Origin of the sequence: Halorussus sp. AFM4, from assembly GCF_051194995.1 — an archaeon.
GTDB lineage: Archaea > Halobacteriota > Halobacteria > Halobacteriales > Haladaptataceae > Halorussus.
The window spans coordinates 1,081,514-1,105,004 of the sequence record NZ_JBNTJT010000001.1; the positions used below are offsets into that span (position 1 = coordinate 1,081,514).

Genomic DNA, 23,491 nt, shown 5'->3' on the forward strand with positions numbered 1-23,491 from the left:
GAAAACAGGTCGGCGGGTCGAGGCGGAGACGGGAGAGCGGGGACGGAGACGGAAGAGCGGGGACGGAGACGGGAGAGCGACGACGAAGACGAGGGAAGGGCGACGAGCGAGCGCAGCGCTCAGATGAGCGCGTCCATCTCGTCGAGGTGGTCGTCGTACACATCGAGCGCGCGCTGGATGGGCTCGGGCGAGGACATGTCGACGCCCGCGGTCCGCAGGAGCTCCAGCGGGTACTCGGTCGACCCGCTCCGGAGGAACTCGAGGTAGTCCTCGGCGGCGTCGCCGTCCGAGGTCAGGATCTCGTCGGCGATGGCGACGGCTGCGCTGATGCCGGTGCTGTACTGGTAGACGTAGTAGGTGTAGTTGAAGAAGTGGGGGATGCGCGACCACTCGCGGGCGATGCGGTCGTCGACGACCGCGGGCTCGTAGAACTCCGCCTTGAGCTCGCCGTAGATCTCGTCGGCGGCCTCGGGGGTCAGCGCCTCGCCGCGCTCGACCAGTTCGTGGGTCCGGTGCTCGAAGTCAGCGAACAGGGTCTGGCGGTAGAGCGTCGAGCGGAACCGCTCGAGGTACTCGTTGAGGACGTGGCGGCGGAACTCGGGGTCGTCGACGGTGTCGAGCAGGTGGCGGGTCAAAAGCGCCTCGTTGACGGTGCTGGCGACCTCGGCCACGAAGATCTCGTAGTCGCTGTAGACGTACGGCTGGGTCTCGCTGGTGAGCTGGGAGTGCAGCGAGTGGCCCAGCTCGTGGGCCAGCGTGAACATCGAGGAGATGTCGTCCTGGTAGTTCATCAGGATGAACGGCTGGGTGTCGTAGGTCCCGCTGCTGTAGGCGCCCGAGCGCTTGTTCTCGGTCTCGTAGACGTCGACCCACCGGGAGTCGAGCCCCTCGCGCACGCGGTCCTGGTAGTCCTCGCCGAGCGCGCCCAGCGCCTCGACGACGTACTCGCGGGCCCGCTCGTACTCGACGTCGGGCGTCTCGCTCTCCGTCATGGGCATGTAGAGGTCCCACATCCGGAGCTCGTCGACGCCGAGGCTCTTGCGCTTGAGCTCGGCGTGGCGGTGGAGCTTGTCGAGGTTGTCCCGGACCGTGTCGACCAGGTTATCGTACACCTCGACCGGGACGTTGGGGCCGTCGAGCGCGGCCTCGCGGGCGGTGTCGTAGTCGTGGATCCGGGCGAGCCGGACGTCCTTCTTGACGGTCTGCTGGTAGGCGGTGCCGATGGTGTTGTGGAACTCGCCCAGCTCGTCGAAGAAGCCCTCGTAGACCTCCCGGCGGAACTCCCGGTCGGGGTTCTTCAGCAGGTTGGTGAAGTTGCTCTGGGTGATCTCGACCGCGTCGCCGTCGGGCTTCTCGACGGTCGGGAACTCCATGTCGGAGTTCATCAGCATGTTGTAGATGTCGCCCGACGCGGCGGTGACCTCGCCGAGCTCGGCCAGCACGTTCTCGACCTCGGCCGACCGGGTGTGGTCGGCCAGCCGGAGCACGTCGTGGAGGTAGTGGTCGTAGGTCTCGAGCCCGTCGGTCTCCTCGATCATCCGGTCGAGCTCGTCGCGGTCGAGGTCCTGGATTTCGGGCTCGACGAAGCTGCTCGCGCTGTCGGCTTGCGAGGCCAGCGACATCCCCCGGGAGGACAGCGCCTGGTAGTGCTGGTCGGCGGTGTTCTCGTCCCGGCGCATCCGGGCGTAGACGACGACCTGCTGGACCTGGCGGAGGATCTCGTCGCGGAGTTCGAGCACCTCGAGCAGGGTCTCGCCGTCCTCGGTGGCCCGGCCCTCGTAGGCCTCGAGGTCCGCGAGCCGGCCCTCGACCTCCTCGTAGGCCGCCTCCCACTCGTCGTCGGTGGCGTAGATGCTCTCGAGGTCCCACTTGTACTCGGCGTCGATCTCGGACCGTTCGGGAACCGAACTCATACACCCCCGTAAGGAAAGACTCACCGTAAGCCTTTGTCATTCGGAAACGGGGTTCCGGGACCCCGATCCGGGACGGTCCGACCGTGCGGTCGACTCGCGTGCCGCCCTGCGGCCCACCGGCCGCGTACCTTTTTGGCGCGCTCGCCACATCGGGACGTATGAGCCGACTCGACCGCGTGCTGGGCGCGGCGTGGACCGACGACTACCCCTGGGAGTTCATCACCAGGCTGACCGAGATCGACAGCCGGATGGCCGGGTCGCCCGGCGAGCGCCGGGCCGCCGACCTCGTCGCCGAGGGGTTCGAGCGCGCGGGCGCACGCGAGGTGGAGATCGAGGCGTTCGAGATGAACAGGTGGTCGCGGGGCGACGCCGAGCTCGCGGTCACCGACCCGGTCGAACGGTCGTTCGAGACCGTCGCGCTGCCGTACTCGCCGGCCGGCGAGGTCCGGGGCGAGCTCGTCGACGCGGGCCACGGCACCCCCGACGAGCTCGACGCGGTCGACGTCGATGGCAGGATCGTGGTCGCCTCGACCACCACGCCGCCGGGGTCGCGGTTCGTCCACCGGATGGAGAAGTTCGGCCACGCCGCGGCGGCGGGCGCGGCGGGGTTCGTCTTCCGGAACCACAAGCCCGGCCAGCTGCCGCCCACCGGGTCGCTCCGGTTCGACAGCGAGGCCGCGATTCCGGGCGTCGGCGTGAGCAAGGAGACCGGCGACTGGCTGACCGACTACGCCGACCGGGGCGCGACCGCCGTCCTCCGGGTCGACGCCCGGACCGAGCCCGGCACGAGCCACAACACCCACGCGCAGCTCGGGCCGGACACCGACGAGGAGATCCTGGTCGTCGGGCACCACGACGCCCACGACATCGCGGAGGGCGCGCTCGACAACGGCTGCGGCATCACCGTGGTGGTGGCGGCGGCCCGCCTGCTCGCGGAACTGGACCCCGACACCAGGGTCCGGGTCGCCGGGGTCGGCTGCGAGGAGGTCGGGCTGCTCGGCGCCGACGCGCTGGCCGAGCGGCTCGACCTCGACTCGGTCCGGGCGGTCGTCAACGTCGACGGCGCGGGCCGGTTCCGCGACCTGCGGGCCCACACCCACGGCTCCGAGGCGATGGAGGAGCTCGTGGAGTCGGTCGCCGACGAGGCCAACCGGCCGGTCGCGGTCCGCGAGCAGGTCCACCCGTTCAGCGACCACTGGCCGTTCCTGAAGCGCGGGGTCCCGGCGCTCCAGCTCCACAGCGAGAGCGGCGAGCGCGGCCGCGGGTGGACCCACACCCACGCCGACACCCGCGACAAGGTCGACGACCGCAACCTGCGGGAGCACGCCATGCTGACCGCGCTGCTGGTCCGGGAGCTGGCCCGGACCGGAGACGTTCCGCGGCCGAGCGCGTCGTCGGTCGCCGGGAACCTCCGGGCCGGCGACTACGAGGAGGGGATGAGGGCCGCGGGCATCTGGCCCGAGGGTTGGGACTGACCCGGGGGTGCGTCGTGCGACGGCGCCCCCTCAGAGGGGTTCGGTCTCCAGAACCGCCACCTCGTCGAGGTCGAACTCCTCCCGGACGGTCCGGGCGTGGTCGTCGCAGTAGTACTCCTCGCAGGTCCGTCCGCGGGGGTACTCGACGACGAGCCGGCGCGTGGCGGGCCGGTCGCAGTCGGCGTCCATCTCGCAGTCGACCATCGCCGGGGGTTCCGCGCCGACGGCAGTAGGTCTGGCGGCGAACCGGTTCGGCCCTACAGCCGGTCTGCGATCCCGCGGGCCACGCGCGCCGCCGTCGCTCGCTCCGCGCCCAGCGCTCCGAACGCCTCGCGGGCGCTCGCCGCGGCGTCCGGGTCGGGCTCGAACTCCAGTTCCGGATAGCCCACGTCGGCCAGCAGGAGGGGGTACGCCGGCGCGGGCGCGACGCCCTCCGGCCCCTCGACGGGGTCGGGACCCAGCACCGTCTCGACCTTCCCCGGCGGCGCGTCGCCGGTCGCGACCGCCCGGACCAGCGACACGACCCGCCGGACCAGCTCGCGGACGAACCCGCCGGCCCGGAGCGTGTACACCAGGTACCCCTCCTCGCGCCGCACCTCCGCGCGCAGGTCTCGCACCGTGTTCTCGTCGTCGGGCGTGAGATTGTGGAAGTCGTGCTCGCCCCGGAGTTCCGAGAGGGCCTCGGCCGCCCTGTCGAGGTCGGCGTCGGGCGCGTAGCAGTGGTAGACGTACTCCCGGTACGCGGCGTCGTGGGTCGCGTGGAAGTCCTCGGCGGCCTCCGCGCTCGCCCACGCCCGGACGCTGGCGGGGAGTTCGCTGTTCAGCGCGGCCGGCGTCAACCAGTCGGGGCACTCGAAGGCGACGGTCTGGGCCGCCGCCGAGACCCCGGCGTCGGTCCGGCCCGCCGCGGCGTAGCCAGCCGGCGTGCCCTCGGCGACGCCGAGGTCCGCGAGCGCGTCGAAGACAGCGCCCTCGACGGTCGGGACGTCGGGCTGGCGCTGGAAGCCGTGGAACGGTCGGCCGTCGTACGCGACTCGGAAGGCCCGCATCACCCGGTAATCGGCGGCGGGGGCAGTTAAATCGGCGGCACTGCGGACCGGGAGTCGGCTCCTCCCGGTCGGGACCGCTCCTCCGGCTGCCCACTGTACGAGGGGTCAACACCGTACGAGGGTTCAAGTACGAAGGCGCGGCCAACCCCGACCGTGACCTGAGCGTCGCCGCGGGGAGGGCGGCGGGAGCGCGGCACGTCTCCTCGCGCGCAGCGGTGCGGGTGCCGCCTGTTCGCCACTCGCGGGACGTCTGTCGACGGATCAGCGGGATTCTCATTCGCGGTCGAACGCGGGTTCTCGCGACCGCGTCCCGGTCGTCTCGACGTCCTCGGTCTCGAGCAGCCGTTCGAGTCGGCGCTCGAACTCCTCGTCGGTGAACTCGCCGCGGGCGTACCGCGCGCGGAGCTCCTCGACGGGATCGTCGCCGACGGTCGCGGCGGACTCCCGTTCGACGTCCACGCCGTCGACCTCGCTCGCGACCCAGGGCAGCGAGTCGCCGAGGATCGCGACCAGCGGGACGAGGATGAAGAACCCGAGGACGAAGATCGTCGGCACCAGGAACTCCAGCCCGACGACAGCGAAGAACGCCGTCAGCCCGAAGGTCAGCACCGACAGCGTCGCGACGAGGGTCTTCTTCTCGAACCGGACGGAGCGCTCGCGCATGTCCGGGGATAGGAGGGAGGGTACCAAAAAGGTTGGACGACCTACTCGAAGTCCTCGTAGGTCGGGCGGGCGACGTCCTCCGGCGGGAACTCGTCGACGGGCACCTGGGTCTGGTCGCCCGACGCCATGTCCTTGACCGTCACGTTCCCGTCGGCCAGGTCCTGCTCGCCGACGATGATGACCGTCTCGGCGCCGATCGAGTCGGCGTAGTCGAGCTGGGCGCCGAAGCTACGGCCCGAGACGTCGGTCTCGACGACGTGGCCCTCCGCCCGGAGGTCGCGGGCGACCTCGGCGGCCACGTCGCGGGTGTCGCCGACCTGCAGGACGTAGTAGTCGGTCGAGAGCTCCTCGTCGGGCCAGACGTCGGCGCGCTGGAGCAGCAGCGTCAGCGTCGCGTCGCCGACCGCGAACCCGACCGCGGGCGTGGGCTGGCCGCCGAACCCCTCGATGAGGTCGTCGTAGCGTCCGCCGCCGAAGATCGAGCGGTTCACGTCGCCGGTCGAGTCGAAGCACTCGAAGACGACCCCGGTGTAGTAGTCGAGCCCCCGGGCCGTGTCGAGCGAGAGCGCGCAGTACTCGCGGGCGCCGAAGTCCGCCGCGGCGTCGAGCACGTCGGTCAGGTTGTCGACCGCCGCCTCGACCCGGTCGGTGCCGGCGAACGCCACGAGGTCGTCGAGGTCGTCCTCGGGCGTGTCGAGCAGGTCGTCGAACTCCTCGGCCTGGTCGTACGAGAGGCCGGCGTCGTTGAGCAGGCCGTAGAACTCGTCCTCGCCGACCTTCTCGTTCTTGTCGACCGCGCGGATCGCGGCCTCGGTGTCGACGTCGGCGTCGAACGCCTCAAGCAGCCCGCCGAGGATGTCGCGGTGGCTGACCCGGAACTCGAAGTCCTCGCTGGTCAGCCCGAGGCCGGTGAGCGCGTCGGCCGCGCACGCCAGCAGCTCGGCGTCCGACTCGGGGGCCGACGAGCCGAAGATGTCGACGTTGGTCTGGTAGAACTCCCGGCGGCGGCCGCTCTGGGGCTCCTCGTACCGCCAGAACGGCCGGGTCGAGAACCACTTGATGGGCTTGGACAGCTCCTGCTGTTTGGCCACCACCATCCGCGCGACGGTCGGGGTGAGCTCCGGCGTCAGCGCCACGTCCCGGCCGCCCTGGTCCTCGAAGCTGTAGAGCTCGTCGACGATCTCCTCGCCGCTCTTGTCGACGTACATCTGCGTTCGCTCCAGGGCGGGCGTACCGATCTCCCGGAACCCGTACCGGCGCGCGGTCGATTCGAGCGTGTCGAACGTCTCCCGGCGCGCGCCCATCTCGCCGGGGTAGAAGTCGCGGAAGCCCTTGATGCGGTCGTACATGGGCAGGGGTTGGGCGAGCGCGCGCTTGAAGCTTTTACTTCGCGTCCGTCTTGCCGGACGACCGACGCCGGGGACGGAGACGGCCGGCCCGTCAACTCAGGCCGTTCACGTAGGTCTGGGTGTGGTCCGGGAACACATCGGCGACGGCGTCCTCGCCGTGTTCGCGGGCGAGCAGCGCCCGCAGCTCGGCCTCGTAGTCGGCCTTCGGGATCTCCTCGCTCGGGCCGACCGTCACGTCGAGGGTCTCGTCGACGAGGGCGTCGACCGCGCCGCGGCCGAACCCCGACAGCGGGACGATGTAGTCGATGCCGTGGCGGTCCTCGAGGCTCTGGGCCTGGGCCCGCGACACCGAGGGGACCCGGTCGTCGCGGCGGCTGCCGTCGGCGACCGCGTCGAACGACATCCCGGCGACGAGCTCGAGCGCGTGGAGGTGGACCTGCTGGATGCCGTTCCGGGGGTAGCCGTCCTCGACCATCTGGGCGACGGCGCGCTCGGCCACGTCGGGGTCCAGATCGACCGTCTCGAACGCGAAGCCCAGGCGGTCGGCGGTCCGGCGGGCGTGCTCCCAGGCGTCGTCGACGCCGAACGTGGCGGTGACGAGCGTCACCTCGTAGAAGTCCTCGAGCAGGAGCGCGGCCAGCGTCGAGTCCTTCCCGCCGCTGTAGAGCAGTCCGAGCTCCATCCCTACCGGCGGCGGATGTTGAAGCTCTTCGAGTCGGGCTTGAGTTCGCGGAGGAGCTCTTTCATCTTGTCCTCGTCGATCTTGCCGTTCACGCGGCCGCTCTGGGCCAGCGCGAGGATCTGGCGCTCGACCTTGTCGGCGAAGTCGGGCTTGCTCATCCGGACGGAGTTGAGCCGCTTGCGCGCGCCGTCGGTGAGGTGCTGGCGGAGCAGCGCCTGCTTCTGGGCGTCGGCCTGCTGCTGGGCCTGCTCCTGGGCCTCGCCCTGGTCGGCCTGCTCCTGCATCTCCTGCATCTTCTGCTTGCGGAGTTCCTCGAGTCGCTCGTCGTCGGGCTGGTCGCTCATGCGTTACCACGACGTTATCGCCCGCGGCCAAAAATGATTACGGAGCGGCGATGTTACTCGGCGAGTTCGAGGCGGACGGGGAGAAGTGCCGCCGGTCGGTTACGCGTAGCGCTCGAGCTCCGGCCGGTCGAGGTCCTCCATGACCTCGCCCGCGGTGTCGTCGAGCAGGCTGCGACCGTCGCCGGTCACGATGCGGCCCGCGCTGCCCTCGGTGTCCACGAGGCCCTCGTCCTCGAGCTGCTGGAGCATCGTCCGGATGAGCTTCCGGCTGCCGTCCGTCCGGTGCTCGGGGGCGACCTGGTAGCGGTTCGAGCCGTCCTTCTTGTCGCCGTACTGGGTCGCGAGCCGCTCGACGCCGATGGGGCCGTCGGTGGCGACCTTCCGGAGCAGGCTGGCGGCCCGGCGGTGCCAGAAGTTCTCCTGCTCGGGCGGGAGCTCGCGGCCCTCGCCGGTCTTGACGTACGTGGCCCAGTCGGGTTCGTCGAATCGGTCCTCGAGCTTCGCGGCGACCGCGTCGATGAGGTCGTCCGCGGGAACGTCGTAGAGCGTCGTCATACCCACGAATTCCGTTCCGCGGCGTTTAAAGGCATCGTTAGCGTCCCGACCCTGCACTCCGTTTCCACCCGCCGGTGGCGTTCAGTCGCTCGCCGAACCGTGGACGTTGTCGGCCTCCAGCATCGCGGTGGCGCTCCCGCCGAGCAGGACCGGGAGGATGTAGGTCGCCCCGCGGTGGAGCACCGCCGCGGCCGCCGCGGTGCCGGCGTCGACGCCCGTGATGGGGACGATGAGCAGGATGAGCGCCGCCTCCACCCCGCCGAGGCCGCCCGGCAGCGGCGTGACGCCCGCGACGCTGCCCAGCGGGACGATGAACAGCGCGGCGGCGAACGGGACGGCGTGGCCGAGCGCGAGCAGCGAGAGCCACAGCGACACCGACAGCAGCAGCCACCCGAGCGCCGAGAACGACAGCGCGAGCGCGAGCTGGTGGTGGTCGCCCGCGACCCGCTCCAGCGCCTCGAAGAACCCCTCGATGCGGCGCCGGACCCCGTCCTCGTCCGGCGGGTCGACCCGCGGGACGACCCGGCCGACCGCCCGGCCGACCGGTACGGCGACCCCGGCCACCGCGCCGGCGACCCGGTGGCGGTTCCGCCAGCCGAGGTACGCGGCCAGCGGGACAGCGAGCGCGAGGACGAGCAGCGCCGCCGCCGCGAGTTCGACGCGGTCGCCCACCGCGAACTGGGTGGTGTAGTAGCCCACGCCGAGCAGCGCGAACGAGATGGAGGGGACGAAGTTGAGCGTGTCGACGCTGGCGACCGCCGCCAGCCCGTTCTCGTACTCGGTGCCGGTCGTCCGCGAGACCAGCAGGGCGCTGAACGGCTCGCCGCCGGCCTGGCCGAACGGGGTGATGTTGTTGGCGAACGTGGCGCCCGCGAACAGCAGGAACGACCGCCAGACAGACACCTCGACCGCGATGACCGAGAGGACGGTGCGGAGCGCCAGGCTCCACGCGAACAGCCAGCAGATCGCCACGACCCCGACCGCCGCGACGAGCCAGGGGTCGGCCCGCGACAGCGCCGACGCGACGTCGTCCAGTCCGACGACCGAGTACAGCGCCAGCAGGACGACGGCGCCGGCGCCGAACCCCACGAGTATCGAGCGCGCGTCCCCGAAGTCTACGTCCATTGGGTCCACAGATGGCGGGTCGGGGCTTGAAGGCACCGAAGCCGAGTCACGTCAGGTTGCGGACTGGTCGGGCAGACCGCAGACTCCGACCCGATATCCGCCGGCGGTTGCGGGGTAAATCGCGTGGCGGCCGACAGAAACCGACTTTAACCAGAGCGAATAGTACCCCGAGTATGGACGCCTACGAACTGGACGACGTGGACAAGACCATCCTCTACTATCTCCAGCAGGACGCCCGCAACAGCACCAGCACGGACATGGCCGAGGAGCTGGACATCGCGGCCAGCACCGTGCGCAACCGGCTCGCGCGGATGGAGGAGGAGGGCGTCATCGAGCAGTACGTCCCCCAGCTCGACTACGAGAAGGCGGGGTTCCAGCTCCGGGTGCTGTTCACCTGCACCGCGCCCGACGACGCGGAGAACTTCGGCCAGGACGTGCTCGAACAGGAGGGGGTCGTCGCGGTCCGCGAGCTGCTGGCCGGCACCGAGAACCTCCACGTCGAGGCGGTCGGCACCGACACCGACCACCTGACCGACATCGCCGACTCGCTCCGGGAGCTGGGGCTCGACATCGTCCGGTCGGACGTGCTGAAGACCCAGCTCCACCAGCCGTTCGCCCACTTCGGCACGGCGGTCGAGGCAGAGGAGGGGAACTGACGGGTCTCGCTCGGCCCCGCCATCGGGGTCGGCCCCAGTCGTAGTTGTCAATATGCCAATCTCGAGCCCGTTTCGAAGACGAGTCGTTACGTATCCCCCATTTTTATGCGGCTCTGTCCGCACGCTCCGAACGACTGATGGTCGGGAACGAGACCCCCGCGGTCAGCGAACGCCTCGTCTCGAAGCTGGCCGACCGGAAGGACACCGCTCCGGTCGACCTCACCCCGCCCCTCTACGACACCATCGACCTCGAGGCGCTGGACGCGCTGTTCGCTTCGCGGAGCGACGGCAACCGCCGCGACGGCGTCGATCACGTCGAGTTCGACTACGACGGCTACAGGGTTCGGGTCGCGAGCGACGGCGCCGTCACCGTCTCCCGGCCGGCCGAGACGACGTTCGAGTTCGACTGCGCGTTCTGCGACGCGGTGATCGAGGCGGCCAGCGTCGAGACGATTAAGGACAGCGCGCGGGCCCACCTCGAGAACAACCACGGCGACGAGCTGACCGACGTGTTCGCGGTGGCGTTCAGCGGCCGGCAGTGCCGGAACGACTGCGGCTACACGTTCCCCGACCGCCTCGACGAGGTGGCCGACTTCGACTGCCCGGCCTGCGGCCACGACAACTTCCCGGCGTTCGTCCGGCAGTACGTCTACTGGCGGATCGAGAAGACGTAACCGCCGGGTGACCGGCCGATGCGGCGGGTCGCGTGCGCTTCCGTCGATCGGGCGACGCCGCCCCGCCTGTCGCCGCGCGCCGATACCGCAGCCCTTTCGTTCCGGCCCCGCGACCACTCGGCATGGACGAGCGGGCCGCACTCACGCTTCTCGCCGACAGCCTCCCGCACGCGGGCGACGACGCGGCGGTCGTGGACGGCCAGGTCCTGACGACCGACATGCTCCACGAGGCGACCGACTTCCCGGCGGGGACCACCCGGTACACCGCCGGCTGGCGGTCGGTCGGCGCGTCGCTGTCGGACGTGGCCGCGATGGGCGCCGCGGCCACCGCCGCGGTCGCGGTCTACGCCGCGCCGGCGTTCGACGGGGACGACCTCCGGGCGTTCGTCGCGGGGGCAAGCGACGTCTGCGAGGCGGTCGGCGCGGAGTACGTCGGCGGCGACCTCGACGAGAGCCGGGAGTTCACCGCGGCGACCACCGCGCTCGGCCGGACCGACGACCCCGTGCGCCGGTCGGGCGCGAGCCCGGGCGAGCGGGTCTGCGTCACGGGCACGCTCGGGCGGAGCGCCGCGGCGCTCGCGCTGTTCGAGCGCGGCACCGCCGAGGAGGACGGCGCGGTCGGAGAGCGAGGCGAGTCGGAGGGAGCCGACACCGAACGAGACGACGCCGGGTGCGACGACATCGAGCGCGCCAACGACCTGTTCCGGTTCGAACCCAGGGTCGCGGCGGGCCGGGCGATCGCGCCCCGCGCCACCGCGATGATGGACTCCAGCGATGGGCTCGCGCGGTCGCTCCACCAGCTCTCCGAGGCAAGCACCTGCGGGTTCTCGGTCGCGTGGGACGCGGTGCCCGTCGACGACGCGGTCCGCGAGCTGGCCGACGACGAGGCCGAGGTGCGCGAGTACGCGGCGTTCTTCGGCGAGGACTTCGAGCTCGTGTTCACCGTCCCGGAGAGCGACCTGGCCGCGGTCCGGGAGGCGTCGCCGACGCCGATTTCGGCGATCGGGGAGGTCACCGAGTCCGGGGTCGAGATGGACGGCGAGCCGCTGCCCGACCGCGGGTACACCCACGGCGAGGGGTAGTACGGCGAGGAGTAGTACGGCGAGAAGGAGTGCAAGGGACCTGCGCGGAGGTGGACCTGCGAGAGGAAAGAGCGATCACGCGATGATCTCGATGGGGACCGGCGTGAAGCAGAGCACGCCCAGTACGAAGGTCAGGACGCCGACGGCCTTCCGGGCCGGGTCGAGCCCCTCCTCGTCGATGGGGTTGGCCGGGCCGACGTAGGCGACGTACGTCGCCAGCAGGCCCCAGAACACCCACAGCACCGACGCGTTGCTCACGTTCTCGACGTAGAAGACGTAGGCCGCCAGGCCGAACAGCGCGACCGGGACCAGCGCGGCGACCCGCTCCTGCTGCTCGCCGAGCATCGCCCGGACGATGTGGCCGCCGTCGAGCTGGCCGACCGGGATGAGGTTGAGGAACGTGATGAACATCCCGACCCAGCCGCCGATGACGACCGGGTTGACCGCCTTGCCCGGCCCGTAGCTCGTCGGTTCGCCGACGATCCACGCGATGAGCTCCAGCAGCGGCGGGTAGCCGAACTCGACCTGTATCGTGTTCGGGCTGTTGACCATCCGCATCGGGACCTCCTCGGGCCGGAGCGACAGCCCGATGGCGGTCACGACGACGGTCGCCACCAGCCCGGCGAGCGGGCCGGCGACCCCGATGTCGAACAGCGCCTCGCGGTCGGGCATCTGGCCCTTCATGCGGATGACCGCGCCCATGGTTCCGATGAGCGACGGCATCGGGATGAAGTACGGCAGCGTGGCGTCGACGCCGTGGTACCGGGTCATCACGTAGTGGCCCAGTTCGTGGGTGAGCAGCACACCCAGCACCGCGGCGGCGAACGGCCACGCCCGGAGGACCGCCAGCGGGTCGGCCACGGCGTCGATGTGGTACCACGCGGCGCCGGCGTACAGCGTCGAAATCACCGTCAGGACGAAGAGCACGACGTTGGTCCACGGGATGCCGTCGATGCTGTTGTCGGCGGGTTCGGCCACGAGGACGTACTCGCCGGTCTCGGTGGTCAGCTGCACCTCGTAGCCGTGCTCGCGGAACAGCGGCCACGCGGCCTCGAGGAGTCGCTCGCGGGGCACCCGCGGTTCGCCGTAGTAGACGAGCCGGTCGCCGTCGCGGCGGGCCTCGTACACCCGGAAAACGCCACTCAACCGTTCGAGCGATGGACCGTCGGCGGGCGGGTCGGTCGAACCCATTCACGTCGCGGTACGACGCGAACGCTGATAAACCCCCGGACGGAGCGGCGGAGACGCGGCCGGACTCGCTCCGTTCGGTCGGATCGGCGCAAAGACTGAAAGGTTCCGGCGCGTAGCAGTCTCGTATGAGTACGGGTGAACGAGCGCATGCCGGAGTGTGAGCACTGCGGCGCGTCGTTCGACGACGAGGACGCGTACGTGAGACACCTCGGCGACGAGCACGCCGACGACCTCGGCCCGATCGAGAGCCGTCGGGTCGCCGAACTGGAGTCCGACGGCGGCGGCCGCGACGCCGTGATGTACGGGGCCGGGCTGGGCGCGCTGGCGCTCGGCGGGCTGCTGGCGTACCTGCTGTTCTTCTCGGGCGGCGCCGGGACCACCGACCCGAGCGCGGCCGGCGGGCCCACCGACGTGGGGTCGGTCCACTACCACGGCACCATCAACGCGACCATCGGCGGCCAGCAGCTCGACTTCAGCCGCCAGCAGTTCCAGCTCCAGGACAGGGCCTTCCACTTCGAGAACGGGCAGGGACAGCGGTGGCACGCCCACGCCAAGGGGGTGACGCTGGCCTACGCGATGCAGACGCTCGGAATCAACGTGACGGACGACACCGTCGCCTACGACGGGACGACCTACGGCGATGACCCCGGCGAGTCGGTCACGATAACGGTGAACGGCGAGCCGGTCACGCCCTCGGAGTACGTCCTCCAGCAGGGCGACCGCGTCCGCATCGTCGCGAACGCCTCGGGCTGAGCCTCGGCTCAGGACCTATTCCATCGGCGCGGGCGACGGCGGCACCCGTCGCTTGTGCTCGCTGCGCTCGTACATCCCCCGGACGCGCCGGACCTCCTCCTCGGTGACGCCCTCGACCTCGCGAGCGGTCGCGGCGACCGAGAGCGGGCCGTCGACGTGGAGCGCGAGGACGGCGTCGAGCGTGTCGTAGCCGATGCCCAGCTCCTCCTCGTCGGTCTGGCCGGCCCAGAGGCCCGCGGTCGGGGTCTTCTCGACCAGCTCGTCGGGGACGCCGACGTGGGCGGCGAGCTGGCGGACCTGCTGCTTGTAGAGGTTGCCGATGGGGTGGCAGTCGACCGCGCCGTCGCCGTACTTGGTGAAGTAGCCGACCAGCGCCTCGCTCCGGTTGCCGGTGCCCAGCACGATTGCGCCCTCGTGGTTGGCGACGAGGTAGTTCAGGACGGCGCGGGTCCGGGCCCGGGCGTTGCCGACCGCCATCCGGTCGTCCTCGGTCTCGGGGAAGACGTCGAGGAGCCGGTCGACGATGGGGTTGATCTCGACGACGTCGTAGGGGATGCCCAGCTCCTGGGCCACCCACTCCGCGTCGCTCATGTTCTCCTCGTCGCTGACCTCGCCGGGCATGACCAGCCCGCGGAGGTTCTCCTCGCCGAGCGCCTCGACCGCGAGGTAGGCCGTGAGCGTGCTGTCGATTCCCCCGGAGAGCCCCAGCACGGCCTGGTCTGCGCCCGCCGCGTCGACCGTATCGCGGACGAACCCGACGATGTGTTCCCGGCGCGCCTCGAGTTCCGACTCGGAGAATCGCAGGTCTGGCATGGGCGAGGATAGGCCCGGCGCCGACTAAAAGACGCTGGTGGGCCGGAATTTCTGGACGTTTGCAGGGTTCGGGGGCGGCGGTGCGCCGCGAAGCGCTACGTTCAAGTGGCGGGCGGGCGAACGATTCGGTTGCAGGAAGCGCGCCGGTGGTCTAGTGGTAGGACATGAGCTTCCCAAGCTCATAGCCCGGGTTCAATTCCCGGCCGGCGCACTCCACCTTCTACGCCCACTGCCAAACAAGAGGGATTCGTCCGACTACGTCAGATTTCCACGAACCCCAGGTACACCTCGCCCGACTCCGAGACGTGGACCGACAGCGCCTCGTCGGGATCGCGGTCCGCGACCTCCCACCGCCGGGTCGCGGTCTCGTCGCCGACCGACACCGCAGCCTCGTACGTACCGACGCGGGGGAAGTCGACGCCGAAGGTCGACGACTCGTTCGGCCCGAGCCGGATCGACTCGTCGAACGCCACGGCCGAGCCGTTCGCGGCCGCGATGCGGACCGTGACGTTGCGGGCGGTCGGCCCGGCGTTCGACACCCGGAGCTCGTAGCCGACGTCCCTGTCGAACGTCGCCCGGGTCGCGGTCTCGTTTCCGGTTCCCGTCGTCCGCCGACTCGTCCGTTCGGCCGGTTCGACGGTCGCGGTCGCATCGGTCACCGCGGAGCCGGTCGTCCCGCTCGCCCCGGTTTCCGTCGTTCCCGCGGCCGACGCCTCGCTGACGGCCGTACCGCCGGTCTCGGTCCCTGCGGTCCCAGTCCCGACTGTCGCGCCGTCGTCGGTGTCGGGCGGCGCGGCGATCACCCGCTCTGAGTCCGTCGTCGTCTCGCCGGTCCCGCCTGCCCCCGGCGCGCCGGTGGGCTCGTCGGTCGACTCCCCCTCGGCGAAGGGGCCGGCACACCCGGCGACGAGCACGCAGACCACCAGCGCCGCGGCCGCTGTCCCCCTGAGCATCGACGGTCCGTACGGGCAATCCCGGCAAGTGCCTTGTGGAGCGACCCGGTCACTCGCCGGCGTCGGCGACCAGGTCGAGCAGTTCGGCGGTCGCCGACTCGTCGAACCGCATCGGGCGGCGCCACCACGGCCCCTTCCCGGAGTCGCTGGAGAGGTCGGTCACCACGCGGTTGGCCGTCGCCCCGCGCTCGGGCGAGCTCAGCGGGACTGCGGTCTCGTAGAGGCCCGACGCCGCCTCGTCGCCCGCGAGCAGGACCGCGGCGTCGAACTCCTCGCGCTTGACGTGGGCGTTGTTCCGGAAGCGCCCGCGCTCCCCGGCGGAGAGGTCGGCGTACTCGTCGCCCGCCACCGGGTCGCGCGCGAGGCGGAACTGGCCGACGAGGTAGGCGCCCCAGTCGGGCGAGATCCACTCGCGCTCGGGGGTGCCGCGAGTCGTCAGCGTCGCGTAGAACAGGACGTAGTCGCCCGCCTCCAGGTCGAGCAGCGGCCGGGCCTTCACGCCGTGGGGGTCGCCGTAGGTGTAGCGCTCGCACTCGGGGTACTCGGCGAACTCCGGGTCGAGGTGGACGGGCGCGTCGGCGGTCCCGTCGGGCAGGTCGGTGTCGAGCGAGAGGTCGGCGTAGGTCGGCACCGGTTCGCCGGTCGGCGCCTCCTCGGGGATCGGGACGAACTCGAAGCGCCCGTCCGGATAGATCGGTCCGCGGACGCCGGGTGCGTTGGTGTTGGCTCCGACGTTGATCGCGACGGCGCGGGGCATACGACCGACTCCGCGCCCCGGCGGGAAAAGCCCGTCTCTCGGCCGCGGCCGCTCACCGGGCCGACATCGGGTTCACGCAGTTGCGGCAGTAGGTGTACCCGGTGTCGTTCTCCGCCCCGCACTGGGGACACACCACCACGGACGGGTCGTCGCTTCGCTTCCGGTCGGCGAGGTCCCGGACCTCCTCGAGGGTGGCCCGCTCCCGGTTCGGCGGCGTCGAGCGGAACAGCGGCGCGTCCTCGTCGCTCCTGAGATACCGGTAGATCAGCAACTGGAGCAGGGAGAACAGGAGCACGTAGAGGACGATCCAGCCCCAGACGCCCATATCGTGGTATACGGTGTCATGGTACTTTGGTCTTCCGTCGGTCGGACCGCAGGGCGGACCGATCTCACTGCGGACGCGGGTCGATTTCACAGCGGGCGCGGACCGATTTCACAGCAGACGCGGGCCGACCGTCCGCGCGGGGCCGGCGGGGCTCCCCGCCGCGGTCGCGGCGACGGACCGCCAACGATTAACCGGCGGAGTCGACAGCGGTACGCATGGAGCGACGACGGCGGATGCGGTATCTCGCGTGGGTCGTGCTGCTGCTGGGTGCGGTGCTGGTCGCCCAGTGGGCGGTCGCCGGCCAGGGCGTCTCGGCCGCGTCGTCCGACGGCGCGTACGAGGGCCACACCCTCATCAGCGTCCAGAGCTACGGCCTCGACGGGAAGCTGATCGAGGTCGACGAGCACGGCGAGGTCGTCTGGTCGTTCGACCCGCCGAACTCCCGGGTGTTCGACGCCGAACAGCTCGCGAACGGCAACTTCCTCGTGGCGGTCACCACGAAGCGCTCGCCCGCCGAGTGTCCGGCCGACCAGCTGCGGGTCGCCGCCGAGCAGTGCATCGAGGCCCGCGTGCTGGAACTCGACCCCGAGACCAAGGAGGTCGTCTGGAAGTACACGTGGTACGACGAGTACATCACCCACCACGAGGTCCACGACGTCGACCGGCTGCCGAACGGCAACACCGCCGTCGTCGACATGGGCAACGACCGGGCGTTCGTGGTGAACGAGTCGGGCAACGTCACGTGGGAGTGGCACGCCGAGAACCACCTCGGAACGGGGACCGAGTTCCGCGAGCGGTACGGCGGGCCCCCGAACCCCGGCGGCGAGGCCGACTGGACCCACGTGAACGACATCGACAGGCTGGAGAACGGCAACTTCCAGCTCTCGGTCCGGAACTTCGACGTCGTCGTCGAGGTCGACCGCGAGACGAAGGACATCGTGAACGTCGTGGGCGAGCCCGGCAACACCTCGGTGCTCGACCACCAGCACAACCCCTACGAGCTGCGGAACGGGACCGTGCTGGTCGCCGACAGCGGCAACGACCGCGTGGTCGAGCTCAACGCCACCACCGACGAGGTCGTCTGGCAGTACGGCGGCCGGGGACTGCTCCACTGGCCCCGGGACGCCGACCGGCTGCCGAACGGCAACACCCTCATCGTGGACACGTTCAACAACCGCGTCGTCGAGGTGAACGAGCGCGGCGAGGTGGTCTGGCGCTACTCCGGCGTCCGGATGCCCTACACCGCCGACCGGCTCTCGGTGCCCGAGGAGGACCACGAGACGGTGCCCGGTACCGAGCTCCGGAGTCGATACGTGGGCACCGGCAGCTTCCGGAGCGCGCTCAAGCAGGCCGAGGCCTACGCCGCGTTCGTGTTCCCGGCGTGGGTGAAGCTGCCGGAGCTGCTGACGCTGGCCGGGATGGCGCTGGGCGCGCTGTGGCTGCTGGCGGAGGGCGCCGTCGCGGTCCTGTTCGCCGAGTGAGCGGGGACGGTTCGCGGCGATCAGTTCAGACCGGGTGAAACCAGTTCAGACCGGCTGAATCCGCAGCACCCGGTCGTCCTGGGGCGCGGGCGTCCCCCTGCCGTCCCGGTTGCTGGTCGTGACGTAGAGGTGGTCGTCGGGCCCGGTGAAGACGGTCCGGAGCCGGCCGTACTTCCCGTCGAGCAGGCGCTGCTGCTCGACCACGCGGTCGTTCTCGTCGATCCGGACCCGGTGGAGGTGGGTGCCGGCCAGCGTCCCGAAGAAGAAGTCGCCCCGCCAGCTCTCGATGGGCCCGTCGTAGAATGTCGCGCTCCCGGGCGCGATGGTGGGGGTGTACGCCGCGATGGGGTCGGCGAACCGGTCGCCGTCGGTCGGGCCCATCGCCTCGGGCCAGCCGTAGTTGCTCCCGGCCCGGAGCACGTTTATCTCGTCGTCGGTGTCGGGGCCGTGCTCGGTGCTGAACAGCGTCCCGTCGCGCCACGCGAGCCCCTGCGGGTTCCGGTGGCCGAGGGTGAACACCGCGGTCCCGAAGGGGTTGTCGGGGTGGGGCTCGCCCTCGGGAGTCAGCCGGAGGACCTTCCCGGCCGGCGACGAGCGGTCCTGGGCCAGCGACCCCCGGCTCGCGTCGCCGGTCGTCACGTAGAGCGCCCGGTCGGACGGCGACGACCCGGCCGGCCCGAAGGCGATGCGGCCGCCGTCGTGGATCGACGAGGCCGGAATCCCGTCGCGGACGACCGACTCGCGGGCGAAGTCCTCGGAGACGCGGTGGCGCACTACCCGGTTCGCGAGGCCGTCGTCGCCCTCGTAGGTCTGGTAGGTGTACGCGAGGTCGGGGTCCGCCGGGTGGAGGGCCAGCCCCAGCAGGCCGCCCTCGCCGCGGGCCGCCACGACGTCGGTGAGGTCGGCGACCTGCTCCTTGCGGCCGTTCTCCGCGGCGACCCGCTGGATCCGGCCCGGCCGCTCGGTGAGGTAGAGGTCGCCGTCGGGCGCGAACGCCGCGCCCCACGGCACCTCCAGCTCCATCGTCACCGTCTCGGTGCGGAACCGGGTCCGCTCGGTGGTCGTGGTCGGCTGGTCGCCGGCGGTCCGCAGGCAGCCGGCCGCGCCGACCGCGCCGACCGCCGCCGTCACCGACCGCAGGTAGGCGCGCCGCTCCATGCGTCGGGCAACGGGTCCGCGGGAGAAAAGTAGCGTGGTTCGGCGGTGCGGTCGCTGTGCGGGGAACCGGAAACGCGACGTGCGGACGGGGACTGCACGGCGGAAAAGGACGATAGGGGGAGGCGAGCCGTCCGAAAGGGGACCAGACGGACGGCGCACGCGAACGGTTCGACGGCGGGCGGAACGGGCGCCTACGCCGGGCTGACGCGCCAGGTCGTCGCGGACGTGTACGACCACTTCTCGATCTCGAGGTCGGTCGCGGAGTCCTTGAGCTTCACCATCAGCGCGCCGATCTCCTTGGCCGAGAGGTCGACCTCGTCCGCGATGAACTTGCTCTTGAAGTACATCTCGCCGTCGTCGGCTTTGCTCCGGAGGAACTGCTTGAGGCGCTGTTCCTTGGACTGCGGTTCGGGAGCGTCGGAGGGCTGCGTTGTCGCGCTCATCGTCGTTTCCCCGTAGGCCTCCGGGGGTGATATAAAGGGGAGACGGTTAGGGTCGTTTTCCGCGGATTCGAGTAACGGAATCGACACGAGGCGGGAAAATCGGGTGAAATCGACTTTTTACGACGTTTTCTGAGGCCCGTTTATCGTTCAAAACCACCTCTAATGCTTTGTTTCCGATTCGGGAAATCGCCCCGGAACGTCGTGCGAACGACTGACATCCGGGCGAGGCCGGTCCGCGACTGGCCGGGGCCATCGGGTCGTTTCGCGCGTCGACCGGTCGCCCGCGCTGTCGGTTTGTCGACCGCGCCGCCGACCGGTCACCCACAGTGACCCGCCGCTCCCCGTCGGAGTCGTCGGCGAAGGTGTGACGAGAAGCGTCTGAGCCGGGTTACTGGCGCTCGTGGACCCAGAACTGCTCGCCGGTGGTGACCTCCTTCTTGAAGATGGGCACCTCGTCCTTGAGCCGGTTGATGCCGTCCTCGACCGTCCGGAACGCCTCCTCGCGGTGGCCCGCCAGCACCACGACGAACACGATGTCCTCGCCGTACTCGATGACACCGGTCCGGTGGTGCATCGCCACCTCGTGGACGCCCTCCCGGTCCTCGAGTTCGGCCTCGATGGCGGCCATCCGGTCCTCGGCGACGCCCTCGTACTTCTCGAACTCGAGGAACTCGGTCGGCTCGTCGTCGGGGTCCTCCTTCGCGCGCACGCGGCCGGTGAAGGTGGCGATGGCGCCGGCGTACGGCGCGTCGTCGGACCGCTTGACCCGGGCGACCAGCGATTCGAGCGTCTCGTACGGGTCGGTCTCATCGAGCAGTCGCCGGACCTCTGCCGGGTCGACGTCGGCGGGCGAGTCGACCGCGAGCAGCGTCTCGTCGGGTTCGTCCTCGTCCGTCTCGTCCCGGTCGTCTGTCTCCCCTTCGGGCGCGGCGGCAGAGCCGTCATCGACGACGATCCGGGGGACGTCCGCGTCGCGAAAGCCCACGAGGAGGGCGTAGTCGTGGTCGGGCGCGAGGTCGTCGAGAAGGTCCGACAGCGACAGGTCTCGACCCGTCGCCGACCAGCCGCCCTGTGTGAACTCGAACTTCGCCGCGGCGGGGCCGCCGTGCCGCTCGACGTCGGTGTCGGTCCGGTGGACCTCGGCGACGCGGCCGTCCTCGCCCAAGCGCTTCGCCAGTCGGTCGGCGACCGCCCGCGCCGCCGCGTCGGGGCCGACGACGCTCAGTACGTGCATGGTGGATGGAAGGACCGGAGTGCGTTTGTAGCCTTCGGTGGGTTCGGAACCGGACAGGGCAGGACCGGCGAGCGGCGACCGACGGGGCGACGCCAGAGAGCGACCGGGCGGTCGTCGCGTCTTCCCCGAAAACGCCGCGACGGCGCTCCCGACGGTTGGCAATCCTTAAGGCCGCGTCCCGGCTACTCGGCGACAGAATGAAAGTAGTCGTCTCCATCGGCGGGAGCGTCCTCGCGCCGGACCTCGGGTCCGAGCGCGTCCGCGACCACGCCGACGTGATCGAGGACCTCGCCGCGGAAGGCTGCACCATCGGCACCGTCGTCGGGGGCGGCGGCGTCGCCCGCGAGTACATCGGCGCGGCCCGGGACCTCGGCGCCAACGAGATCGAGCTCGACGACATCGGCATCGACGTGACCCGGCTCAACGCCCGGCTGCTCATCGCGGCGCTGTCCGAGCAGGCCGCCCCGAGCCCGCCGGAGGACTACGAGTCGGCCGGCGCCGCGATGCACCGCGGCGACATCGCGGTCATGGGCGGCGTGACGCCCGGCCAGACCACCGACGCCGTGAGCGCCGCCCTCGCGGAGTACGTCAACGCCGACCTGTTGGTGTACGCCACCAGCGTCCCCGGCGTGTTCAGCGACGACCCCAACGAGACCGACGACGCCCGGAAGTACGACGAACTCACCGCCGGTGAGCTGGTCGACGTCATCGCGGGCCTGGAGATGAACGCCGGGAGCTCGGCGCCGGTCGACCTGCTGGCGGCTAAGCTCATCCAGCGGTCTGGCGTCCGCACCATCGTCCTCGACGGCACCGAGCCCGAGCGCATCGCCGACGCGGTCCGGTACGGCGAGCACGACGGCACCGACATCGTGCCCGAGGGCGCGGACGAGCAGATGACCTACTGGGTCGGCGACGAGCGATGAGCGACGACCCCGAAAACGACGACGCGGCGACGGAGCCGGACCGCCGGGAGGCGGCCCGCGAGATGCACCCCGACGACGACCCCTACGTCCTCCAGGGACCCCAGCCCCACGCGTTCTGGGCCGAATCGGTCGCCGAGAAGATACTGGCACGCGAGCCCGACGACCCCATCGTCATCAAGGGCGGCATCTCGCCGTCGGGCGTCCCGCACCTCGGCAACATGAACGAGATCGTGCGGGGCTACTTCGTCGCGGAGGCGCTGCGCGACCGGGGCCGGGAGGTCCGACAGGTGTTCACCGCCGACGACCGCGACCCCCTGCGCAAGCTCCCCCGGAAGCTCGCCGACCTCGACGGCAACGTCGTGGAGCTCGGCGACGTGAACGCCGGCGCGCTCGGTCGCAACCTCGGCAAGCCCTACACCGACATCCCGGACCCCTTCGAGTGCTGCGACTCGTACGGCGAGCACTTCTCGAACCTCATCGAGCGCAGCGCCGAGCTGCTCGGCATCCCGGTCGAGATGGTCTCGAACACCGAGCTCTACGAGTCCGGCGAGTTCGAGGACGTCACCCAGTTCGTGCTCGAACACCGCGAGGAGGCCCGCGAGGTGCTGGGCCACTACCAGGACAAGGTCGACGAGGAGTACGTCCCGTTCAACCCCGTCTGCGAGGAGTGCGGGAAGCTGACCGAGACCGTGACGGCGGTCCACCTCGGCGACGAGCCGGCGGACACCGCGGTCGAGTACGTCTGCACCGACATGGAGGCCGGCGACCGGACTATCGAGGGCTGCGGCCACGAGGGCACCGCCACGCTCCGGGAGGGCAAGCTGCCGTGGCGCTTCGAGTGGCCCGCCCAGTGGCAGGTGCTGGGCGTCGACCACGAGCCGTTCGGCAAGGACCACGCCGAGGGGTCGTGGCCCAGCGGGAGCGACGTCGCCCGGAACGTGCTCGACGTCGAACCGCCGGTGCCGATGGCCTACGAGTGGTTCACCCTCGACGGCGAGCCGTTCTCCTCGTCGTCGGGCCACGTCATCATGGTCCAGGACGCCCTGGAGCTGATCGAACCCGAGGTGCTGCGGTACTTCTTCACCAAGGACCCGAGCAAGGCCCGGGACTTCAGCGTCGAGCACCTCGACCACCTGGTCGACGAGTTCGACGCCTTCGAGCGGGACTACTACGACGACGGCGAGCGCGACGGTGACGACGAGGAGCGAAGTGACGCCGACGAGAAGGCCGACGAGATCGCGAAGGCGGCCTACCCGCCGACCATCCGGCCGACCGTCGCGGCCCGCTTCGACGAGGACGGCGACCCCGTCGCCGACCCCGAGCGAGCCAGCGTCCCGGTCACCGGCGACGTCCGGCGGGCGCAGGCGAACGAACTCGTCGACGGCGCGTTCGCCCAGCGGGTCCGGCTGCCCTACACCTTCGCGGCCGTGCTCGGGATGACCGACGACCCCGACCTCCGCGAGGAGATCGCCCGCCGGGAGGGCCACGTCCCCGACGGCGCTCCCGAGTGGGTCACGGCGTTCGCGCTCTCGCGGGTCTCCCGGGCCCGCGAGTGGGCCCGCCGGACCGGCAACGAGTTCGACTACGAGCTCAAGCGGACCGAGATGCCCGACGTGGACCTCGACCCGGAGACCGAGGCGGCGCTCGACGAGCTCGCGGACTTCGTGGCCGAGCACGACGACCCCGAGGTCATCCAGGGCGAGATCTACGAGACCGCCAAGCGTCACGACATCGACATCGGGGAGTTCTTCGCGGTCGGCTACCGGCTGTTCTTCGACGACGACGAGGGGCCGAAGCTCGGCCCGTTCCTCGCGAAGCTCGACCGGGAGTTCGTGCTGGCGCGGCTCCGGCGCGAGGGGTAGACGTCGCCTATCCCGGTTCAGGGCCAGCATA

General features: G+C 70.7%; 25 protein-coding genes and 1 tRNA gene. 9 read left to right on the forward strand and 17 right to left on the reverse strand.

From position 1 onward, the window contains the following. Positions 1 to 119: 119 nt before the first annotated feature. Positions 120 to 1,913: an oligoendopeptidase F gene (gene pepF, locus ACQUQF_RS05640; RefSeq protein ID WP_435176623.1), complete on the reverse strand. Its 1,794-nt coding sequence runs from the start codon at positions 1,911 to 1,913 to the stop codon at positions 120 to 122. Between the two features lie 158 nt (positions 1,914 to 2,071). Between pepF and ACQUQF_RS05645 the strand changes: the two genes are divergently transcribed. Next, the gene (locus ACQUQF_RS05645) at positions 2,072 to 3,388 is read left to right on the forward strand and encodes a M28 family peptidase (RefSeq protein ID WP_435176625.1); all 1,317 of its coding nucleotides are present in this window, start codon (positions 2,072 to 2,074) and stop codon (positions 3,386 to 3,388) included. A 30-nt stretch (positions 3,389 to 3,418) separates the two neighbouring features. On the opposite strand, the gene ACQUQF_RS05650 is transcribed toward ACQUQF_RS05645, so the two are convergent. The 8 genes from ACQUQF_RS05650 to ACQUQF_RS05685 form a co-directional block, all read right to left on the reverse strand. Then, entirely contained in the window at positions 3,419 to 3,592 is a 174-nt protein-coding gene (locus ACQUQF_RS05650; RefSeq protein WP_435176627.1) for a hypothetical protein, read from the reverse strand. Positions 3,593 to 3,645: 53 nt separating this feature from the next. After that, the gene (gene truA / locus ACQUQF_RS05655) at positions 3,646 to 4,437 is read right to left on the reverse strand and encodes a tRNA pseudouridine(38-40) synthase TruA (protein ID WP_435176629.1); all 792 of its coding nucleotides are present in this window, start codon (positions 4,435 to 4,437) and stop codon (positions 3,646 to 3,648) included. Positions 4,438 to 4,710: 273 nt separating this feature from the next. Next, positions 4,711 to 5,100: an SHOCT domain-containing protein gene (locus ACQUQF_RS05660; RefSeq protein ID WP_435176631.1), complete on the reverse strand. Its 390-nt coding sequence runs from the start codon at positions 5,098 to 5,100 to the stop codon at positions 4,711 to 4,713. Between the two features lie 41 nt (positions 5,101 to 5,141). After that, entirely contained in the window at positions 5,142 to 6,449 is a 1,308-nt protein-coding gene (gene hisS / locus ACQUQF_RS05665; RefSeq protein ID WP_435176633.1) for a histidine--tRNA ligase, read from the reverse strand. A 91-nt stretch (positions 6,450 to 6,540) separates the two neighbouring features. Then, positions 6,541 to 7,131 (reverse strand): DUF7411 family protein, encoded by a 591-nt coding sequence (locus tag ACQUQF_RS05670; RefSeq protein WP_435176635.1) that lies wholly within the window; start codon positions 7,129 to 7,131, stop codon positions 6,541 to 6,543. 2 nt (positions 7,132 to 7,133) lie between these two features. Beyond that, a complete protein-coding gene (locus ACQUQF_RS05675; RefSeq protein ID WP_435176637.1) occupies positions 7,134 to 7,475 on the reverse strand; it encodes a DNA-binding protein in 342 nt (113 codons plus the stop codon). A gap of 99 nt (positions 7,476 to 7,574) precedes the next feature. Continuing rightward, complete coding sequence (locus tag ACQUQF_RS05680) at positions 7,575 to 8,030, reverse strand: 30S ribosomal protein S19e (protein WP_435176639.1); 456 nt, start codon at positions 8,028 to 8,030, stop codon at positions 7,575 to 7,577. Between the two features lie 81 nt (positions 8,031 to 8,111). After that, positions 8,112 to 9,155, reverse strand: a complete 1,044-nt coding sequence (locus ACQUQF_RS05685; protein ID WP_435176641.1) for a lysylphosphatidylglycerol synthase transmembrane domain-containing protein — start codon at positions 9,153 to 9,155, stop codon at positions 8,112 to 8,114. A 173-nt stretch (positions 9,156 to 9,328) separates the two neighbouring features. Here ACQUQF_RS05685 and ACQUQF_RS05690 point away from each other — a divergent pair, with 173 nt between their 5' ends. The 3 genes from ACQUQF_RS05690 to thiL all read left to right on the forward strand — a co-directional run bounded on the left by ACQUQF_RS05690 (position 9,329) and on the right by thiL (position 11,567). Continuing rightward, a complete protein-coding gene (locus ACQUQF_RS05690; RefSeq protein ID WP_435176643.1) occupies positions 9,329 to 9,811 on the forward strand; it encodes an Lrp/AsnC family transcriptional regulator in 483 nt (160 codons plus the stop codon). Positions 9,812 to 9,948: 137 nt separating this feature from the next. Continuing rightward, the gene (locus ACQUQF_RS05695) at positions 9,949 to 10,485 is read left to right on the forward strand and encodes a HalOD1 output domain-containing protein (protein WP_435176645.1); all 537 of its coding nucleotides are present in this window, start codon (positions 9,949 to 9,951) and stop codon (positions 10,483 to 10,485) included. A gap of 122 nt (positions 10,486 to 10,607) precedes the next feature. Further along, the gene (gene thiL / locus ACQUQF_RS05700; protein ID WP_435176647.1) at positions 10,608 to 11,567 is read left to right on the forward strand and encodes a thiamine-phosphate kinase; all 960 of its coding nucleotides are present in this window, start codon (positions 10,608 to 10,610) and stop codon (positions 11,565 to 11,567) included. Between the two features lie 75 nt (positions 11,568 to 11,642). Here thiL and ACQUQF_RS05705 read toward each other — a convergent pair whose 3' ends face one another. After that, entirely contained in the window at positions 11,643 to 12,758 is a 1,116-nt protein-coding gene (locus tag ACQUQF_RS05705; protein ID WP_435176649.1) for a site-2 protease family protein, read from the reverse strand. Between the two features lie 147 nt (positions 12,759 to 12,905). Between ACQUQF_RS05705 and ACQUQF_RS05710 the strand changes: the two genes are divergently transcribed. Next, positions 12,906 to 13,511, forward strand: coding sequence for a hypothetical protein (locus tag ACQUQF_RS05710; RefSeq protein ID WP_435176651.1), 606 nt, complete (start codon positions 12,906 to 12,908; stop codon positions 13,509 to 13,511). Positions 13,512 to 13,526: 15 nt separating this feature from the next. On the opposite strand, the gene ACQUQF_RS05715 is transcribed toward ACQUQF_RS05710, so the two are convergent. Further along, on the reverse strand, positions 13,527 to 14,324 hold the full coding sequence (locus ACQUQF_RS05715) for an NAD+ synthase (protein ID WP_435176653.1): 798 nt from the start codon (positions 14,322 to 14,324) through the stop codon (positions 13,527 to 13,529). Between the two features lie 140 nt (positions 14,325 to 14,464). On the opposite strand from ACQUQF_RS05715, the gene ACQUQF_RS05720 reads away from it, so the two are divergent. Beyond that, positions 14,465 to 14,535 (forward strand) — tRNA-Gly (locus ACQUQF_RS05720). Positions 14,536 to 14,584: 49 nt separating this feature from the next. Here ACQUQF_RS05720 and ACQUQF_RS05725 read toward each other — a convergent pair. From ACQUQF_RS05725 to ACQUQF_RS05735, 3 genes are read right to left on the reverse strand one after another with little or no spacing between them, the layout of a single operon-like run. Beyond that, positions 14,585 to 15,277 carry a hypothetical protein gene (locus tag ACQUQF_RS05725; protein WP_435176655.1) on the reverse strand — a complete coding sequence of 231 codons (693 nt, stop codon included), beginning with the start codon at positions 15,275 to 15,277 and terminating at the stop codon, positions 14,585 to 14,587. A gap of 49 nt (positions 15,278 to 15,326) precedes the next feature. Then, a complete protein-coding gene (locus ACQUQF_RS05730) occupies positions 15,327 to 16,034 on the reverse strand; it encodes a hypothetical protein (RefSeq protein WP_435176657.1) in 708 nt (235 codons plus the stop codon). Positions 16,035 to 16,086: 52 nt separating this feature from the next. Next, positions 16,087 to 16,359 (reverse strand): DUF7577 domain-containing protein, encoded by a 273-nt coding sequence (locus tag ACQUQF_RS05735; RefSeq protein ID WP_435176659.1) that lies wholly within the window; start codon positions 16,357 to 16,359, stop codon positions 16,087 to 16,089. 215 nt (positions 16,360 to 16,574) lie between these two features. On the opposite strand from ACQUQF_RS05735, the gene ACQUQF_RS05740 reads away from it, so the two are divergent. Continuing rightward, on the forward strand, positions 16,575 to 17,840 hold the full coding sequence (locus ACQUQF_RS05740; RefSeq protein WP_435176661.1) for an aryl-sulfate sulfotransferase: 1,266 nt from the start codon (positions 16,575 to 16,577) through the stop codon (positions 17,838 to 17,840). A 45-nt stretch (positions 17,841 to 17,885) separates the two neighbouring features. Here the strand turns inward: ACQUQF_RS05740 and ACQUQF_RS05745 are convergent, their stop codons facing one another. From ACQUQF_RS05745 to ACQUQF_RS05755, 3 genes are all read right to left on the reverse strand, one after another. Beyond that, a complete protein-coding gene (locus ACQUQF_RS05745) occupies positions 17,886 to 18,998 on the reverse strand; it encodes a PQQ-dependent sugar dehydrogenase (RefSeq protein WP_435176663.1) in 1,113 nt (370 codons plus the stop codon). A gap of 191 nt (positions 18,999 to 19,189) precedes the next feature. Beyond that, positions 19,190 to 19,441, reverse strand: a complete 252-nt coding sequence (locus ACQUQF_RS05750; RefSeq protein WP_435176665.1) for a DUF7123 family protein — start codon at positions 19,439 to 19,441, stop codon at positions 19,190 to 19,192. A gap of 388 nt (positions 19,442 to 19,829) precedes the next feature. Next, a complete protein-coding gene (locus ACQUQF_RS05755) occupies positions 19,830 to 20,675 on the reverse strand; it encodes a molybdopterin synthase (RefSeq protein WP_435176667.1) in 846 nt (281 codons plus the stop codon). Positions 20,676 to 20,872: 197 nt separating this feature from the next. On the opposite strand from ACQUQF_RS05755, the gene pyrH reads away from it, so the two are divergent. After that, a complete protein-coding gene (pyrH, locus tag ACQUQF_RS05760) occupies positions 20,873 to 21,598 on the forward strand; it encodes a UMP kinase (protein WP_435176669.1) in 726 nt (241 codons plus the stop codon). Continuing rightward, complete coding sequence (lysS, locus tag ACQUQF_RS05765; protein WP_435176671.1) at positions 21,595 to 23,460, forward strand: lysine--tRNA ligase; 1,866 nt, start codon at positions 21,595 to 21,597, stop codon at positions 23,458 to 23,460. The genes pyrH and lysS overlap by 4 nt, the downstream gene beginning before the upstream one ends. Positions 23,461 to 23,491: the final 31 nt, after the last annotated feature.